Below are 17,738 nucleotides of genomic sequence, written 5' to 3' on the forward strand. Positions count from 1 at the left end.
TTCCTTCGACTGACTCGGTGGTTTGTAACCGTTGTTCCGTGTCAGTGGATGCGCATTATAGGGATTTCTTCGGGCCTGACAACCCCTAATTTCAAATAATTTGCTGTTCGTTCGCTTTTTAGTCGCAAAGCTTACTTTTGCAACTGTTTGATGCGTTTCGGCAGGTCTGCGAGGCTATTTAACACCCAATCTGCTGCTGCTTCAGCTTCTGGGGTTACTTCTTTACCTGTACGAACTAAGACTTTGGTCCCGACAAGCGCTGCCTGAGCTGCCTGCATATCTTCAATTTTGTCGCCTACCATATAAGAAGAGGCCATATCTATATGAAGGAACTCTTGAGCTGAAAGCAACATACCAGGTTGTGGCTTACGGCAATCACACGTCTGGCGAAACTCTTCCACAGTTCCTTCGGGGTGATGCGGACAATAATAGATGCCATCGAGCTCGACATCCCGATCGGCTAATGACCAGTCCATCCATTCAGTCAAGTTTTCAAAATCAGCTTCAGTGAACAGACCACGGGCAATTCCGGACTGATTGGTAACAAGCACCAGAGCAAAGCCCATCGCTTTGAGTTCTTTCATAGCATCAATGACGCCCTCGATGAATTCAAAACGATCAACTTCATAGACATAACCCGTATCAACATTAATAGTGCCATCGCGGTCAAGAAAGATAGCTGGGACAGACTGTGTCACTTGAGAACTCCTAAAACGATTTAATTTTCTTTAGTATCGCATGTTTCATTCATAATGAGAGAGCAGACATTCATTCGTCGATTGATTTAGACGTCTGGATGCCTTAACATCCATATTGATGTCGGTTGCCTCTCTTATTGGCAGTAGAAAATGCCACGGCTAACACTTATACGATAATAAATAACTCAATGATTAAACTTTCCAATATCAGCAAAGTATTCCTGCAGGGGAACCGCCAGATACAGGCATTGAATGATGTCAGCTTGCATGTGCCTGCCGGACAGATTTATGGCGTCATCGGCGCCTCAGGCGCAGGGAAAAGTACCCTGATACGCTGCGTGAATTTACTTGAACGTCCAACTCAGGGCTCCGTCCTTATTGACGGTCAGGAGCTAACGCATCTTTCTGAGAGCAAGTTGACACAAGTCCGCCGCCAGATAGGTATGATTTTCCAGCACTTCAATCTGCTGTCGTCCCGTACCGTTTTTGGTAACGTCGCCCTGCCCCTGGAGCTGGACAACCTGTCTAAAGAAGAAATTAACCGTCGTGTAAGTGAATTACTCGAGTTGGTTGGTTTAAGTGAAAAACATGATGTTTATCCGGCTAATTTATCAGGCGGCCAGAAGCAACGTGTTGCAATAGCCCGTGCGTTAGCCAGTAATCCAAAAGTTTTACTGTGTGATGAAGCAACCAGTGCACTGGATCCGGCAACTACCCGTTCTATTCTGGAGTTGCTGAAAGATATTAACCGCCGCCTTGGTCTGACCATTCTGCTTATCACCCACGAAATGGATGTGGTAAAGCGTATCTGCGATCGCGTGGCTGTTATCAGCAACGGTGAACTTATCGAACAAGATACGGTGAGTGAAGTGTTCTCTCATCCGAAAACGCCTCTGGCTCAGCAGTTTATTCAGTCAACGTTACATCTGGATATTCCGCAAGATTATGTTGAACGCATGGAAGCCAATAACCAGGATAAAACGATTCCTTTATTGCGCCTGGAATTTACCGGTCAGTCAGTTGATGCCCCACTGCTATCACAAACGGCACGTAACTTTAACGTCAACAGCAACATCATCAGCGCGCAGATGGATTACGCAGGTGGCGTGAAATTCGGAATTATGTTGTGTGAAATGCAAGGGACGACCAGTGATACAGAAGCGGCTATCGCCTGGTTGCAAGAACAGCATGTGAAAGTAGAGGTACTCGGTTATGTCTGAAGCAATGGTATGGTTACTCTTCCGCGGTGTCTATGAAACGCTTGCCATGACTTTTGTCTCAGGTTTCTTCGGCTTTGTGCTGGGGCTTCCGGTCGGCGTATTGCTTTATATTAGTCGTCCCGGACAAATCCGTGCGAATGCGAAGCTCTATCGTAGCCTCTCGGCGCTGGTCAATATTTTCCGCTCCATTCCTTTTATTATCTTACTGGTATGGATGATTCCTTTTACACGAACCATCGTCGGAACCTCTATCGGTTTGCAAGCGGCAATTGTTCCCTTAACCGTCGGTGCAGCTCCCTTTATTGCCCGTATGGTTGAAAACGCATTACTTGAAATTCCTTCAGGCTTAATTGAAGCTTCCAGGGCAATGGGTGCGACGCCATTACAGATAATCCGTAAGGTTCTGTTGCCAGAATCATTACCGGGTCTGGTTAATGCGGCGACCATTACGCTTATCACCCTGGTGGGTTACTCTGCCATGGGTGGCGCTGTTGGTGCTGGCGGTTTAGGTCAAATAGGCTATCAGTATGGTTATATCGGCTATAACGCAACGGTGATGAATACGGTATTAGTGTTACTTGTTATTTTGGTGTACTTAATTCAACTCTCCGGCGACCGTATCGTCAGGGTTGTAACGCATAAATAAATAGCCCCTGAATCATTCCTGAGTGAAGGCTGACGGGTATAAACGAACATATTAAGGAAGGGAAACAAATGACATTTAAACTTAAGACTCTTGCTGCACTAAGCGTTCTGGTAGGTTCTCTGGCGTTAGTCGGGTGCGGACAGGATGAGAAAGATCCAAACCACATTAAAGTGGGTGTTATTGTCGGTACTGAACAGCAAGTGGCTGAAGTTGCCCAGAAAGTGGCTAAAGATAAATATGGCCTGGATGTAGAGCTGGTTACTTTTAATGACTACGTGCTGCCAAACGAAGCACTGAGCAAAGGCGATATTGATGTTAACGCCTTCCAGCATAAACCTTACCTTGACCAGCAGATCAAAGATCGTGGCTATAAACTGGTTTCTGTAGGCAATACCTTTGTTTATCCAATCGCTGGTTACTCTAAGAAAATTAAGTCACTGGATGACCTGGAGCCAGGTTCTCAGGTAGCACTGCCGAATGACCCAACTAACCTCGGTCGCTCGCTGCTGCTGTTACAGAAAGTAGGCTTAATTAAACTGAAAGATGGTGTTGGTTTACTGCCAACCGTTCTGGATGTAGTAGAGAATCCAAAAAATCTGAAACTGGTGGAACTTGAAGCACCACAACTGCCACGTTCTCTGGACGATGCCCAAATTGCTCTGGCTATCATCAACACTACATATGCCAGCCAGATTGGTCTGACTCCAGCCAAAGATGGTATCTTTGTTGAAGATAAAGAGTCTCCATATGTGAACCTGATTGTTGCGCGTGAAGACAATAAAGACGCAGAGAATGTGAAAAAATTCGTTCAGGCTTATCAGTCTGACGAAGTAAATGATGCTGCAAATAAAGCTTTCAACGGCGGAGCAGTTAAAGGCTGGTAATTTTCCGCCTTTATTTTGCATAAAATGACAAGACGGGCATCTGCCCGTCTTGTCATTTGCGCAAGAGCTTGCTTCAATGTTGCCAATTATTGTTAATTATTGAGGAAGTATTATGCGTGCTTTACCGATCTGTTTATTAGCCGTTATGCTCAGCGGCTGTTCCGTGTTAAGCAGATCTCCTGTCGAACCGGTGCAAAGCACGGCAACACCTCCTCAAGTGAAGCCGGTAAAACCCAAAATTGTCCGTACTTCTGCGCCAGTAAAACTCTACACTGATGCCGAAGATTTGCTGGGTAAAACCTTCCGTGATTTAGGTGAAGTCAGCGGCGCTTCTTGCCAGGTAAGTAATCAGGACTCACCAGCCAGTATTCCAACCGCCCGTAAGCGATTACAAATTAATGCCTCAAAAATGAAAGCGAATGCAGTGCTGGTACACAGCTGTGAAATTACCAGTGGTGCCCCGGGCTGTTATCGCCAGGCTGTCTGCGTAGGCTCGGCGTTGCAAGTCTCATCCCAATGACCGATTTTCAGTTTGCTCAGATAGGGACTATCCACTCTCCTTATAAAGAGAAATTTGCCGTTCCACGTCAGCCAGGTTTAGTGGCTGATGGCGGTGGAGAGTTGCACTTGCTGCCTCCTTATAACCAACAGGATGCAGTAAGAGGGCTTGAAGGATTTAGTCATATCTGGCTGCTGTTTATATTTCACCAGACAATGGAGGGAGGCTGGCGTCCGATGGTTCGCCCGCCACGTCTGGGTGGAAATGCGCGTATCGGTGTATTTGCCACCCGCTCGACTTTCCGGCCGAATCCTGTTGGCATGTCTTTAGTCGAATTAAAAGGTATTCGCTGCCAGAAAGAGTCTGTTGTCCTGGAGCTCGGTAGTCTGGATTTAGTCGATGGCACACCCATTATCGATATTAAACCCTACTTACCTTTTGCCGAAGCCCTGCCAGAAGCGCGCGCAGGTTACGCACAACATGCTCCTGATGCCGATATGCCGGTATATTTTATCCCTGCTATTCAGCGCCAGCTGGGACAGCTGGAAATTCGTTACCCCCATTTAAGTCGCTTTATTCAACAAGTGCTGGCGCAAGACCCACGTCCCGCTTACCGAAAAGGTGAAGAGACAGGTAAAACCTATGCCGTATCTCTGCTGGACTTTAATGTTCGCTGGCGCGTCACTGAACAAGGTTTTGAAGTGTTCGCCATAGAGGCGGTTTAATTTAACCCCGTCTCTTTTGACATCTCTGCCACGCTGGTAAACTATATCGAAATAATTCAGGTTGCTGACAGGCTCGGCAATCTGAAATATGACGGGTATAAACCATTTTTTAAGCAAGCCACAGGCCTGCTATTCGACGTTCAACTGGAACCGTAATAACATGCGTACTAGCCAATATCTGCTCTCCACCCTGAAGGAGACGCCTGCCGATGCTGAAGTGATCAGTCACCAGCTGATGCTGCGCGCCGGGATGATCCGTAAGCTGGCCTCAGGGTTATATACCTGGATGCCCACTGGATTACGCGTCCTGAAAAAGGTCGAAAACATTGTGCGTGAAGAAATGAATAACGCCGGTGCAATCGAAGTCTCTATGCCTGTCGTTCAACCAGCCGACTTGTGGCAGGAAAGTGGGCGCTGGGAGCAATATGGCCCGGAATTATTACGTTTTGTTGATCGTGGTGAACGCCCGTTTGTTCTCGGCCCGACGCATGAAGAGGTTATCACTGACCTGATTCGTAATGAGCTGAGCTCTTATAAACAGCTACCGCTGAATTTATTCCAGATTCAAACCAAATTCCGTGATGAAGTACGTCCACGTTTTGGTGTCATGCGTTCCCGTGAATTCCTGATGAAAGATGCTTATTCTTTCCATACTTCACAGGAATCTTTGCAAGAGACCTATGACAAGATGTATGAAGCTTACAGCAAGATCTTTTCCCGTATGGGCCTGGATTTCCGTGCTGTACAAGCAGATACCGGTTCAATCGGCGGCAGTGCTTCCCACGAGTTCCAAGTTCTGGCAAACAGCGGTGAAGATGACGTTATCTTCTCTGATAGTTCAGATTATGCAGCCAATATTGAGTTTGCAGAAGCCGTCGCTCCGGCCACCAGCCGGGCTGCACCAACGGTGGAAATGAGCCAAATCGACACGCCGAATGCTAAAACCATTGCAGATCTGGTAGAGCAATTCTCGCTGCCAATTGAAAAAACGGTTAAGACCTTACTGGTTAAAGCAAGCGAAGAGAGTGCTGCGCCGCTGATTGCTTTACTGGTACGTGGCGATCATGAGCTGAACGAAGTCAAAGCAGACAAACTTCCACAAGTTGCCAGCCCGCTGACATTCGCAACTGAAGAAGAAATTCGCGCTATTGTGAAAGCAGGACCTGGTTCACTGGGGCCAGTTAACCTGAATATTCCGGTCATTGCCGACCGTAGCGTCGCTGTAATGAGTGATTTCTCGGCTGGCGCTAATATCGATGGTAAGCACTTTATCGGCATTAACTGGGAACGTGATGTTGCCTTGCCAGAAGTTGCCGATCTTCGTAACGTCGTAGCTGGCGATCCTAGCCCGGATGGCAAAGGTACCTTAATGGTCAGAAGAGGTATCGAAGTCGGTCATATCTTCCAGCTGGGTACTAAATACTCGGAAGCGCTGAAAGCATCCGTTCAGGGTGAAGATGGTCGTAATCAGACTCTGACGATGGGCTGTTACGGTATCGGTGTAACGCGCGTTGTTGCTGCCGCTATCGAGCAGAACTTTGATGACCGCGGTATTTTATGGCCGGATGCGATTGCTCCGTTCCACGTTGCTATCCTGCCAATGAATATGCACAAATCTTTCCGTGTACAGCAACTGGCAGAAGAGCTCTACACTACATTACGTGCCCAGGGCATTGAAGTGCTGCTGGATGACCGTAAAGAGCGTCCAGGCGTGATGTTTGCAGATATGGAACTGATTGGTATTCCACACTCCATCGTTATCGGCGATCGTAACCTCGATAACGAAGAGATTGAATACAAAAGTCGTCGTGAAGGTGACAAGCAAATGATTAAGACTGGCGAAATCGTTGATTTTCTGGTTAAAAAAATCAAAGGATAATGCTGTCTTGCACTGAAAAGTAGTTTCAGATCTGTACTCCCGTTGAGAAAATCATCTCACTCGAGTACAGATCTTATATTCGCGTTTAATTATATTTCTATTACCCATCGGTCTTCCACCTTAATTATTTACTCCTGCTTCACAAGAAATTCTTTTAAAATATAAACAACATTAAATAAAGTATATTAAACATTATAAAAAGACTGTTAATACAATACTCATTATTCCTGATCAGTGTTTTTAATATTAATCACAAAAAAATAATTAATATTAAAAAACCGCAATAAACACTCCCGACAGAAATAATTTAGTAGGCAGTCATTTTGTTACTATTATAGAATATCAGCGATAGCATGATCTTTTATATCTATGACACGGAGAGTCATAAACACAATGAAATCATCATTTATTATTTTCTTAATTTCACTATTCACGTCTATTCAATCAAATGCATCATGGGATAATGCTGTAAACTATGATCTCATATCATGGGATAATGCTGTAGACTATAATCTCATGTCAGGCAAAAATTATCACAATCGGAAATTACATCTGTATCAAGGCAATAAAGCTGACTCTCTGCGATTAACCGGAGATTCACATCTTGCTCTTAATGGGAATTCATTACTGAGTAACTCTAATGTAAGTGATCGTAGTTCTATTCATATGTTTAATGCAGGTGAAGAATTATTGAGTTATCCGATTATCCAAAACACAAAATTTAATGACCAAAGCCACCTTATCATGGAAACAGGTTCTATTTCAGCAGGGTATTTAATTGTTGAAAAAAATGCCAGATTAAATATCAAGAATGTTCATAGAACCAATGGCAATATATCTTTCGGCACACCAGAAATATCAGGAAATGTTTATATTGGAAATCTAAACCTTGCTGGCAAAGCCTTTATTTCCCCCTCTTCAGAATGGATAGATAAACATGATGATAATGACTATCATAAACAAACCGGTGATATGATAATCACTCATATTGACCACCTTGTTATGCAGCCTGGTAGTTCATTAAGCATGGAAGGGTATATTCCTCAGATGCAATTTAATCAGCTTAAGATGAATACGCTCTCTGGTAGCGGAGATTTTATACTGAGCAGCCATTTAGCGGGAGGACTAAGTGATAAAATCATAGTCCATGAGTCTGCATCCGGTCGTTTTGGTCTGACTATTGAAGATAGTGGTTATGAACCCATAACACCACAGCGGGTTCCCCTTATCTGTATCGATAAAGGGGATGCACATTTTGATTTACTGAATAGCAACGGTATTGTCGAAGCTGGCGTATGGCAATATACCCTACAACATAACCAAACTGCAGGGCACAGCGATTGGTATTTATCTCCCGAATACGCTGGCAATAGTGACACTGACTTCGGAAAGTTATCTGCCCAACCAGCTTCCACAGCGATACAGAGTACTATGAGTATTTCCCACCCAGTCAGCCATCAACCCATCGTAAAAAACAGTACCCCAACGATGAGCCGTAGCGCACAGGCCGTCATGAATATGGCCAGTGCCTCCCGATATATTATGTCAACCGAGATGAGCTCGATCCACCAACGCAGGAAGGATATAAGCTATCATGGAGAAACGTTCTCACTCTGGATGCGATATTTAAAAAATAGCAGCCACTTCACCACCAGTAATAACTCTGGCTTCCATGCTCATCTTCAAGGGGTACAAATAGGTCTTGATAACAGTATTCATTTTAACTATGGCCGCTGGTTACTGGGTGGTTTTCTTTCTGACAGCAATACAGCCATTAAATCTGAAAAAACAGGACAGGGTAACATCAACAGTGAGAGTGGTGGTCTGTATGCTGCATGGTTAGATAATTCAGGTTTCTATTGGGATAACGCCCTAAAAATAAATAAATTTTCCCATGAAATTAATGTCACCATGAATAATAATCAGATAACAACAGGCCAGTATCATCAATATGGATTCACTCTGGCTTCCGAAGTAGGTTATCTTATACCCTTAACGCAAATGCTGGCATTAACACCCTATGGGAAAACAAGCTATTTCCGGACCAGTAAAGTGGATCACGTTCTGGATAATGGACTGGCAACCACGTTACCCAAAACATCCAATCTGGATGGCGAAGCAGGAGTCGTATTAGGAGTACCATTCAGCCTTAAAAATTCACGCGTTCATCCTTATCTTAAAATAGCGATATCCCGTGAATTAGTCGGCGATAATACTCTGATGATCAATGGAATAACCTTACCGCTTCCCGACACCGGGACATGCGGTAAATATGGTTTAGGAAGTACGCTGCAGATAGCAGACAACTTATCGGCATGGGCCGAAATGGATTATCAAAAGGGCAATAAAATAGAAAGTCCGGTCAATGCCAGTCTCGGGATCCAGTTCAGTTTCTAGGTTATTACTTTGTATTAACCAGATAAGAAAGCGTAAAAATTTATATTTCTACGCAATCCGTTTCATTAAGCACAGATACTATCAACTTTGACAGTTTTTCCCGGGAAAGAATTTTGCCTTACCATCTGACACCAGAACATTCTGGAGCGTGTCGCTATCCGGTTTCGGCTGCTGAATAAAATGCGCATCAAATTGCAGTAATACTGGCAGAACGTTTTCATCGCGAACGTCCAGATAAGCATTTTGCAGGGCGGCATTGCTGTCGACCGGATAAATTTTCCCGCTGCCACAATCTTTGAATATTGCGGCATCGGCCATATAGGTATATTCCCCTTTCATGGCCATCGGGGTCGTCGGTAATGTGAGGCTGACCGCTTTGAGCGTGAAATTCAGTGATGACTGAATTGGCTCTCCTTCAGCGTCCAGCATAACCAGGCTGTCATCTTTAGGTAAGAAATACTGCTTCTCGCCCTGGCTTGATGTCAGTACCAGTTTATTCCCGGTACGGGCCCACTCACCATAACTCGCGAATGAGGTATTTTTCCCCAGATAGATATAATTCATTATCCAGGTACCTGATGCATCAAGATACAGCGAGGCTTCAATACCTTCACAATCGGCACAGGGAATGATGCCCCGATAGCTTTGCTGCATCGGTTTCAATGGCATGGTGTGTTCAGAGGCAACCGCCTGAGTATCATTGCGATTATTACAGCCAAACAGAGCAAATAAACTGAGTACTGCGACTACGGTCAGAACTTTTTTACTCATTGTCTCTTCCTTATGCGGATACCCATCCCTGCGGCTAGTGGGAATAATCACGGAGCTTGCCACGCCGGGATTTCGTTTCTGATTTTTGCGCTTTTGACACCAGACGACGTTCTTTCGACGCTCGCGTGGGTTTGGTTGCTTTACGGCTTTTAGGTACGACCGTTAATTCCTGAATAAGTGCCACTAAACGAGCCAGCGCAGCCTCACGATTCATATCCTGGCTGCGATAGGACTGCGCTTTAATCACCACAATCCCTTCAGGCGTAATTAAATGGTGAGTTCGCCCCAGTAACTGAGCTTTATCAGATTCTGGCAGGCTGGAGGCAGAGATATCAAACCGTAAATGAATGGCTGTCGAGGTCTTATTGACATGCTGTCCACCCGCGCCCTGGGATCGGATAGCTGTCATCACGACTTCATTTTCCGGAATGGATAATCTTTGCGAAACTCTAATCATGCTGATTGTAGCCAACAGGTAAAGTGGATTTCCAGATTACTGGTATCGTCAGACAACCAGATAGCACCATCCTGAATGGTCGCTTGCAGATTCATCGTTCGGGTAGCGAAATCACTTAACTTGCCAAGTTGTTCATCGTCCAGATACCAGATAGATAGATTCTTAAACTGGCTTGCCTTGCTCTGATGTTGCTGCCACCACACTTGGGCTGCACGACTATTATAGGTAAAGAGTGCAACTTCGGCCGACTGACTACAGGCTTTTTTCAAACGCCGTTCTTCCGGAAGGCCTAGCTCTATCCATAAATCGATTCCCAGGTGGTCGTTTTTTAACCACACCTCTGGCTCATCGTCAGCACATAATCCACGGGTAAATTGTAACCGTTCGTTAGCGTATTTAATCCAGGCCAATAAACGTAACATCATGCGTTCTTGGGTTTCAGAGGGATGACGTGCCAGTGTGAGATGGCTATCCAGAAACAGATTCCTGTCAAGATCGGCTACATTCACCACTGCTTTATAAATTGTTGCTTTTAACGCCATCATTCCTCCTTTCAATAATTGTCGCTATTGTAGCGAAGATTTCCCTAAAAGGCTGTTGCCTAATCTCTGTCATTAGCAGACTCATTTATTTCAAATCAATCACTGTGATATAGTCGCCTTGCTAAACAGGATTTATCTTCGTAGAGTGATGGATTACATGCCGCAAAGTCAGGCTTCTGGAAGGAGGGTGTGTGGAAAAGTATTGTGAGCTGATACGAAAGCGCTATGCAGAAATCGCAAGTGGTGATTTGGGATACGTTCCGGATGCGCTAAATTGCGTTTTGATGGTTCTTAACAACGTTGCATCCAGCGAAGCAATATCTGAGTCGGTCAGGGAACAGGCGGCTTATGCTGCCGCTAACTTACTGGTGAGCGATTATGTCAATGAATGATGTCTACCAACCCATCAATTGCGACGACTACGATAATCTTGAGCTTGCCTGCCAGCGGCATTTACTTATCACGCTGGAGTTAAAAGATACTGAAGTTTTCAAAGCGAAAGCTCAGGATCTGGTATCTCGCAAGAACATCGAGTATCTGGTAGTAGAGAGTAGCGAGAATAAACGAGAAATACGTCTCGATAGGATACACAGCTTCAGCCATCCTGATATTGGCACTATCATTGTCAGCGAAGAATGAACCGTTATTAAAGAGACAATGCCCACCCGACAGGCCGCTGGCTTGCCAGGTGGGGCAGTTACAGCCCCTTCAAGCGACCGACCCATCACCCGGGTTAAAAACTATCTGCCAGCTATCACTGACTGAAGCTTCACCCTCTTTGGTGACAAAGACTCCAACTGCCGCAATTAGCTGCTCCCCGTAAAACAGTAATGGTGTTATTTCGCGTTGCCAGGGGGGAATATTGAGCTCCTGCCATATTTTTTTCAGCATTCGCCCTTTATCACGACCGACAATATGGTGTAAGCCACTGGCTTTAAATCGCACCGTCACTGCTTCATCAGATTCAGGTGTACGAACGACTGTTCCGTTACGCCGTACCGATGACAAAGTACCAAGCCCACTCAGTGTCAGAGGTGTAAAAGGCTCAGGCCAGGCATAAATTTTATCTTTATCGGTATGAGTCATCGGCACCCAGTATAACGCCCCCTGAAAGCGTCGAACTTCATGCTGCCCCAGTTGAAACCGCGGACTGGCATCCTCCCTGCTCAGGGCAACTTCCTGCCACATCCGTTGCAGGGCCGACCTCGAAGGCATCATTGCCTGGTGAAATCTGAACCAGCGTCTCAGAATTGCATAGCGTCGGGCATCGCTCATTTCACAGAGCGGAGCAATATGCAGCGAGCCCTTATCTGACATTACGTCTGTGAGTTGTTCCGCCAGCAGTTCATCCAGCAGCTGTTCCTGCTCCCCGCATAACTGCGCACTGCGCGTCACACTTCGGGCAAAATGCGGCCAGCGCTGCTGGATAACGGGGAGCACGCGTAAACGTAAAAAATTACGATCGTATTTATCGTCCTGGTTACTCTCGTCCTCTATCCAGCTCAGCTTATACTCATCCGCCCAGCGCTCAAGCTCGGCACGGCTCGTATTCAGTAAAGGGCGTAACAGCTGGGTATGCGCAAAATCAAGCCGCTCAGGCATTGCCGATAAACCTGCCGGACCACTCCCCCGTTTCAGGGATAGTAAGACTGTTTCACACTGATCGTCCTGATGCTGTGCTGTCAGGAGAACTTCATCCCTGAAGAGTGTCTGAGTTAATGCCTGATAACGCGCCTGCCGGGCCTCTGCCTCAATTCCCTGTCCACCTGCGGGCAACTTAACATAAGCCACTTCCAGGGGGACATTCCATTGATGGCAAAGAGACTGACAGTGGGCAACCCAGCTATCGGCCCGCGCACTTAAGCCGTGATGAACATGCATAGCACGGAGCTGGAGATCTGGTGCTACAGAGTCACGTAGTAGCGTTAACTGGTGTAATAAGACCGTTGAGTCAAGTCCGCCGCTGAAGGCTACCAGCAGACGACGATGTGATTGTAAAAAAGTCAGAAGTTGGCTGATATCCATAATCTTATCTAAAACAACCTGAGTAGCTACAGAAGGTTACTGTTGATAAAGCTCGAGTGGTAAACCATCAGGATCGGTGAAAAAGGTAAACAGTTTTTCAGTAACCGGGTCGATCCGAACCGCTTCACACACCACGAAGTGGTGTTCAAGGTGCTGTATTGCCCGGTGAATATCATCGACGCTAAAGGCTAAATGCCGTAATCCACAGGCCTCAGGATAGCTGGCTCTGGCACGAGGAGAGGGAAAGGAAAAAAGCTCGATAACATACTGACCATTCAAGGCTAAATCGCCTTTCCACGAATCACGTTCCTCCCGGTACACTTCAGCCTGTAACGTGAAACCTAATACATCACAATAGAACTGCTTGCTGCGGGCATAATCCGTGGCAATAATCGCGATATGATGCACCTGCTTTAACCCTAACATAAAAGTCCCCCATGCTCGCCTGAAAATAAAACACCCTGCAAGCTGTTAGCACTTGCAGGGTGTCATTTAACTTACCCGAATACTTCCCGCTGATTATGCGTAGCCGTAATTCATCAAACGATGATAACGACGGTTTAACAGCTCCTCAGTATTCAGCACATCAAGATCGGCCAAATCTGCCAGCAGCTGGGTACGTAAAGACGCAGCTATCTGCTCAGGGTTACGGTGAGCACCACCCGAAGGTTCAGTGATGACCGTATCAATCAGCTTAAGTTCTTTCAGGCGTGGAGCAATAATACCCATGGCTTCAGCAGCCAGCGGGGCTTTATCGGCGCTCTTCCATAAAATGGAAGCACAGCCTTCCGGGGAGATAACGGAATAGGTGCTGTACTGCAGCATATTCACTTTATCACCCACGCCAATCGCCAGCGCACCACCGGAACCGCCTTCACCGACGACAGTACAGATAATAGGTACTTTCAGGCGGGACATTTCACGCAGGTTACGTGCGATAGCTTCAGACTGTCCGCGCTCTTCTGCTCCGACACCAGGATAGGCACCAGGAGTATCAATGAAGGTAATAATTGGCATTTTAAAACGCTCAGCCATTTCCATCAGGCGTAAAGCCTTACGGTAACCTTCCGGCGCTGGCATGCCAAAGTTACGACGAATTTTCTCTTTGGTTTCACGCCCTTTCTGATGACCAATGATCATCACTGGACGCCCATCAAGACGCGCCGTTCCACCCACAATAGCTTTGTCATCAGCGTAGGCACGATCGCCCGCTAATTCATCAAAGTCATCAAACGCCATTCGAATGTAGTCAAGCGTATAAGGACGTTGTGGATGACGTGCCAGTTGAGCAATTTGCCATGCACCTAAATCTGCGAAGATTTTACGTGTCAGCTCAGCGCTTTTTTCACGCAAGCGCTGAACTTCGTCATCCAGATTAATATCCAGTTTTTCATCCTGACGGCTAACCGACATCAGGGAATCAATTTTCGCTTCCAGCTCTGCAATCGGCTGTTCGAAATCAAGGAAATTCAGACTCATAATATTCCTGTTTTAGTCAAATTCCAGTTCCACCTGCTCCGAACCTATCAGGGTCCGCAGATCGTTTAGTAAACGATCGTTTGGAGAAACACGCCAGGTTGCACCGAAGCGCAGCCGGGTCCGTGCATCCGACCTCTGATAGTAGAGATGTACCGGAATTGTCCCCGAACGATGGGGTTCCAGAGACTGACGGAGACGGTTTAAAAGCTGGTCATCAATTTGCCTGTCCGTCAGCGAGATAGCAAGTCCACGCGCATATTTTTCACGTGCTTCATCGATATCCATCAGCTCTCGGGCCATCATTTTAAGCCCTCCGCTGAAGTCATCAAAGCTGACTTGTCCGCTAACGATCAGGATACGGTCTTTTTCCAGCAAATGCTGGTACTTTTCTAGCGCATCTGTAAATAACATCACTTCCAGACGACCTGAACGGTCATCCAGTGTACAGATACCGATACGATTGCCTCGCTTAGTGACCATTACCCGCGAGGCAATTACCAATCCGGCAGCCGTAGCCACTTTACCACGATCTGTCGGATGCATCTCTTTCAGGCGCACGCCACCGACGTAACGCTCAATTTCTTTCAGGTACTGAGTGATAGGGTGACCCGTAAGATACAATCCTAAGGTCTCACGTTCGCCATCCAGTACCCGTTGTTCCGGCCAGCAGACAACGCTGGCGTAAGACTTTTCAACCTGCTCCGGCTCTTCGGCCAGCACGCCAAACATATCCGCCTGACCAATCGCTTCTGCTTTCGCATGCTGATCGGCGGCTTTCAGTGCATCGCCCAGCGCATTCATTAACGCAGCACGGTGAGGACCAAGCCGGTCAAACGCACCGGACATAATCAGTTTTTCCAGCACCCGCCGATTAAGCTTTTTAGTATCGGTTCTGGCACAGAGATCAAACAGCTCACGGAAATATCCGCCTTCATTTCGGGCTTCTATAATCGCTTCAATCGGCCCTTCGCCAACACCTTTAATCGCCCCTATGCCATAGACAATTTCATCATCATCATTGACGTGGAAGTGATAAAGCCCGGAGTTAATATCCGGTGGCAGTATTTTCAGCCCCATACGCCAGCATTCATCAACCAGGCCGACAATTTTATCGGTATTATCCATGTCAGCCGTCATTACCGCAGCCATAAACTCAGCCGGATAGTGCGCTTTCAACCAAAGTGTCTGATACGAAACCAGCGCATAGGCTGCGGAGTGCGATTTGTTAAATCCGTAACCGGCAAATTTTTCTACCAGGTCAAAGATATGCATGGCCAGTTCGCCATCCACACCATTATTTTTGGCGCCATCTTCAAAACTTGAGCGCTGTTTCGCCATTTCCTCGGGTTTCTTTTTACCCATGGCACGACGTAACATATCCGCCCCGCCCAGAGTATAACCCGAGAGAACCTGGGCAATCTGCATTACCTGTTCTTGATAGAGGATAATGCCATACGTCGGCTCCAGCACCTGTTTCAGGCTTTCATGCTGCCACTGAATATCAGGGTAGGAAATCGCTTCGCGACCGTGTTTACGGTCAATAAAGTTATCCACCATGCCCGACTGCAAGGGCCCCGGACGGAACAGCGCTACCAGGGCTATCATGTCTTCAAAACAGTCCGGCTGCAGACGCTTGATCAAATCTTTCATACCGCGGGATTCAAGCTGGAATACGGCGGTCGTCTCCGAACGCTGTAGCATATCGAAGCTTTTTTTGTCATACAACGGAATAGCCGCAATATCTAAGGGATCTTCACCCTTCTTCTCCCGTTTGGCATTGATCATTTCCAGCGCCCAGTTGATGATAGTGAGCGTACGCAGACCAAGGAAGTCGAATTTGACTAAACCTGCATATTCCACATCGTTCTTATCAAACTGAGTAACCGGATGCTGACCCTGCTCGTCACAATATAATGGGGCGAAATCGGTAATTTTGGTGGGTGCTATAACGACACCACCGGCATGTTTACCGGCATTTCGAGTGACACCTTCAAGCTGGCGCGCCATATCGATCAGCGCTTTAACCTCTTCATCTGCCTCATAGATTTCTGGCAGCTGAGGTTCTACTTCAAAGGCTTTCGCCAGGGTCATACCCGGATCGGGCGGGATCAGTTTTGAAATCCTGTCGACAAAGCCGTAGGGATGCCCCAATACGCGTCCAACGTCACGAATAACTGCCTTGGCCGCCATAGTACCGAAAGTGATTATCTGTGATACCGCTTCACGCCCGTACATTTCTGCGACGTGATCAATTACCAGATCGCGTTTTTCCATACAGAAATCGATATCGAAGTCAGGCATCGATACGCGCTCTGGATTCAGAAAACGTTCAAACAGGAGGTCAAATTCGAGCGGATCGAGATCGGTAATGCTCAATGCATAAGCGACCAGCGAACCCGCACCAGAGCCTCGCCCAGGTCCTACAGGAACCCCGTTATCTTTGGACCACTGAATAAATTCCATGACTATCAGGAAGTAACCCGGGAAGCCCATCTGGTTAATCACCTGAAGTTCAATATCCAGTCGCTCATCATATTCGCCGCGTTTCTCGGCACGAACTTCAGGCTCCGGGAATAAGAACTCAAGACGCTCTTCCAGCCCTTCCCGGGATTTCAGTACCAGGAAGTCTTCGGTCGTCATCTCACCAGTCGGGAACTGAGGTAAAAAATATTCACCGAGCCGGACGGTGGTGTTACAGCGCCTGGCAATCTCAACCGTATTTTCTAGTGCCTCAGGGATGTCTGAGAAAAGCTCACACATCTCCTCTTCACTGCGCATATATTGCTGTGAGGTATAGTTGCGCGGGCGTTTAGGATCATCAAGCGTGAAGCCATCGTGTATCGCAACACGAATTTCATGGGCATCAAAATCTTCGGCATTAATAAACCGTACATCATTGGTTGCCACCACAGGCAAGCCGTGAATCTGTGCAAAATCGACCGCTGCGTGGATATACTGTTCTTCATCCGGACGACCAGTGCGAATGAGCTCCAGATAGAAACGATCGGCAAAATATTGCTGATAGAATTCCAGACACTGTTCAGCCAGAGGCTGATTGCCGCGCAATAGCATTTTACCGATATCGCCCAGCCGACCACCGGAAATCAGAATCAGGCCTTCGTTAAGCTCCGCCAGCCACTCGATATCAATATAAGGACCTGCAGGACCGTAGCCACGCTGGTATGCGCGGGATATCAACAATGTAAGGTTATGATATCCGGTATTATTCGCTGCCAGCACCGTCAAATGGCTAAACTCATCACCCAGCAGAGGGGTGGCGACATTAAAATCAGCACCGATAATCGGCTTCATTCCTGCGCCATGCGCGGAACCATAAAATTTCACTAAGCCACACAGGTTGGTGAAATCGGTAATCGCCAGTGCAGGCAGATTTAAGGCAGCATTTTTTTTGACTAACGGCCCGACTTTCGCCAGGCCATCAATCATAGAATAGTCACTGTGCACCCGAAGGTGAATAAAGCGGGGTTCAGCCATCTGTCATCCATTAATTCTGCT

At 46.8% G+C, this 17,738-nt stretch carries 17 protein-coding genes; 9 read left to right on the plus strand and 8 right to left on the minus strand.

From position 1 onward, the window contains the following. Window positions 1-131: 131 nt before the first annotated feature. The gene (gmhB, locus tag M2387_RS25170; RefSeq protein WP_259053538.1) at window positions 132-698 is read right to left on the minus strand and encodes a D-glycero-beta-D-manno-heptose 1,7-bisphosphate 7-phosphatase; all 567 of its coding nucleotides are present in this window, start codon (window positions 696-698) and stop codon (window positions 132-134) included. A gap of 188 nt (window positions 699-886) precedes the next feature. Between gmhB and metN the strand changes: the two genes are divergently transcribed. The 7 genes from metN to M2387_RS25205 all read left to right on the plus strand — a co-directional run bounded on the left by metN (window position 887) and on the right by M2387_RS25205 (window position 8,948). After that, the gene (gene metN, locus M2387_RS25175) at window positions 887-1,918 is read left to right on the plus strand and encodes a methionine ABC transporter ATP-binding protein MetN (protein ID WP_259053539.1); all 1,032 of its coding nucleotides are present in this window, start codon (window positions 887-889) and stop codon (window positions 1,916-1,918) included. Continuing rightward, window positions 1,911-2,564 carry a methionine ABC transporter permease MetI gene (locus M2387_RS25180; RefSeq protein WP_259053541.1) on the plus strand — a complete coding sequence of 218 codons (654 nt, stop codon included), beginning with the start codon at window positions 1,911-1,913 and terminating at the stop codon, window positions 2,562-2,564. The genes metN and M2387_RS25180 overlap by 8 nt, the downstream gene beginning before the upstream one ends. A gap of 68 nt (window positions 2,565-2,632) precedes the next feature. Continuing rightward, entirely contained in the window at window positions 2,633-3,448 is an 816-nt protein-coding gene (locus M2387_RS25185) for a MetQ/NlpA family lipoprotein (RefSeq protein WP_259053543.1), read from the plus strand. Between the two features lie 112 nt (window positions 3,449-3,560). Then, window positions 3,561-3,968 carry an Rcs stress response system protein RcsF gene (gene rcsF, locus M2387_RS25190; RefSeq protein WP_259053546.1) on the plus strand — a complete coding sequence of 136 codons (408 nt, stop codon included), beginning with the start codon at window positions 3,561-3,563 and terminating at the stop codon, window positions 3,966-3,968. After that, a complete protein-coding gene (gene tsaA / locus M2387_RS25195) occupies window positions 3,965-4,672 on the plus strand; it encodes a tRNA (N6-threonylcarbamoyladenosine(37)-N6)-methyltransferase TrmO (RefSeq protein WP_259053548.1) in 708 nt (235 codons plus the stop codon). Before rcsF ends, tsaA begins: the two co-directional genes overlap by 4 nt. Window positions 4,673-4,832: 160 nt before the next feature. Further along, on the plus strand, window positions 4,833-6,551 hold the full coding sequence (gene proS, locus M2387_RS25200) for a proline--tRNA ligase (protein ID WP_259053550.1): 1,719 nt from the start codon (window positions 4,833-4,835) through the stop codon (window positions 6,549-6,551). 393 nt (window positions 6,552-6,944) lie between these two features. After that, a complete protein-coding gene (locus M2387_RS25205) occupies window positions 6,945-8,948 on the plus strand; it encodes an autotransporter outer membrane beta-barrel domain-containing protein (RefSeq protein ID WP_259053552.1) in 2,004 nt (667 codons plus the stop codon). 81 nt (window positions 8,949-9,029) lie between these two features. Here M2387_RS25205 and nlpE read toward each other — a convergent pair whose 3' ends face one another. Genes nlpE through M2387_RS25220 form a run of 3 tightly spaced genes read right to left on the minus strand, consistent with a single transcriptional unit; the run spans window position 9,030 to window position 10,718 of the window. Beyond that, window positions 9,030-9,719 (minus strand): envelope stress response activation lipoprotein NlpE, encoded by a 690-nt coding sequence (gene nlpE, locus M2387_RS25210; RefSeq protein WP_259053554.1) that lies wholly within the window; start codon window positions 9,717-9,719, stop codon window positions 9,030-9,032. Window positions 9,720-9,753: 34 nt separating this feature from the next. Next, the gene (gene arfB, locus M2387_RS25215; protein ID WP_259053557.1) at window positions 9,754-10,176 is read right to left on the minus strand and encodes an alternative ribosome rescue aminoacyl-tRNA hydrolase ArfB; all 423 of its coding nucleotides are present in this window, start codon (window positions 10,174-10,176) and stop codon (window positions 9,754-9,756) included. Beyond that, window positions 10,173-10,718, minus strand: a complete 546-nt coding sequence (locus tag M2387_RS25220) for a YaeQ family protein (protein ID WP_259053611.1) — start codon at window positions 10,716-10,718, stop codon at window positions 10,173-10,175. The genes arfB and M2387_RS25220 overlap by 4 nt, the downstream gene beginning before the upstream one ends. Before the next feature lie 191 nt (window positions 10,719-10,909). Between M2387_RS25220 and M2387_RS25225 the strand changes: the two genes are divergently transcribed. Then, a complete protein-coding gene (locus M2387_RS25225) occupies window positions 10,910-11,110 on the plus strand; it encodes a YaeP family protein (RefSeq protein ID WP_259053560.1) in 201 nt (66 codons plus the stop codon). Further along, window positions 11,097-11,357 (plus strand): Rho-binding antiterminator, encoded by a 261-nt coding sequence (rof, locus tag M2387_RS25230; protein ID WP_259053562.1) that lies wholly within the window; start codon window positions 11,097-11,099, stop codon window positions 11,355-11,357. The genes M2387_RS25225 and rof overlap by 14 nt, the downstream gene beginning before the upstream one ends. 69 nt (window positions 11,358-11,426) lie before the next feature. Here the strand turns inward: rof and tilS are convergent, their stop codons facing one another. The 4 genes from tilS to dnaE form a co-directional block, all read right to left on the minus strand. Continuing rightward, window positions 11,427-12,743, minus strand: a complete 1,317-nt coding sequence (tilS, locus tag M2387_RS25235) for a tRNA lysidine(34) synthetase TilS (RefSeq protein ID WP_259053564.1) — start codon at window positions 12,741-12,743, stop codon at window positions 11,427-11,429. A gap of 36 nt (window positions 12,744-12,779) precedes the next feature. Next, on the minus strand, window positions 12,780-13,169 hold the full coding sequence (locus M2387_RS25240) for a VOC family protein (RefSeq protein WP_259053566.1): 390 nt from the start codon (window positions 13,167-13,169) through the stop codon (window positions 12,780-12,782). Window positions 13,170-13,262: 93 nt separating this feature from the next. Further along, on the minus strand, window positions 13,263-14,222 hold the full coding sequence (gene accA, locus M2387_RS25245; RefSeq protein WP_259053568.1) for an acetyl-CoA carboxylase carboxyl transferase subunit alpha: 960 nt from the start codon (window positions 14,220-14,222) through the stop codon (window positions 13,263-13,265). A gap of 12 nt (window positions 14,223-14,234) precedes the next feature. Further along, window positions 14,235-17,717 carry a DNA polymerase III subunit alpha gene (gene dnaE, locus M2387_RS25250; RefSeq protein WP_259053570.1) on the minus strand — a complete coding sequence of 1,161 codons (3,483 nt, stop codon included), beginning with the start codon at window positions 17,715-17,717 and terminating at the stop codon, window positions 14,235-14,237. Window positions 17,718-17,738 lie beyond the last annotated feature (21 nt).

Source organism: Klebsiella sp. BIGb0407 (genome assembly GCF_024807845.1).
Taxonomy (GTDB): domain Bacteria; phylum Pseudomonadota; class Gammaproteobacteria; order Enterobacterales; family Enterobacteriaceae; genus JGM124.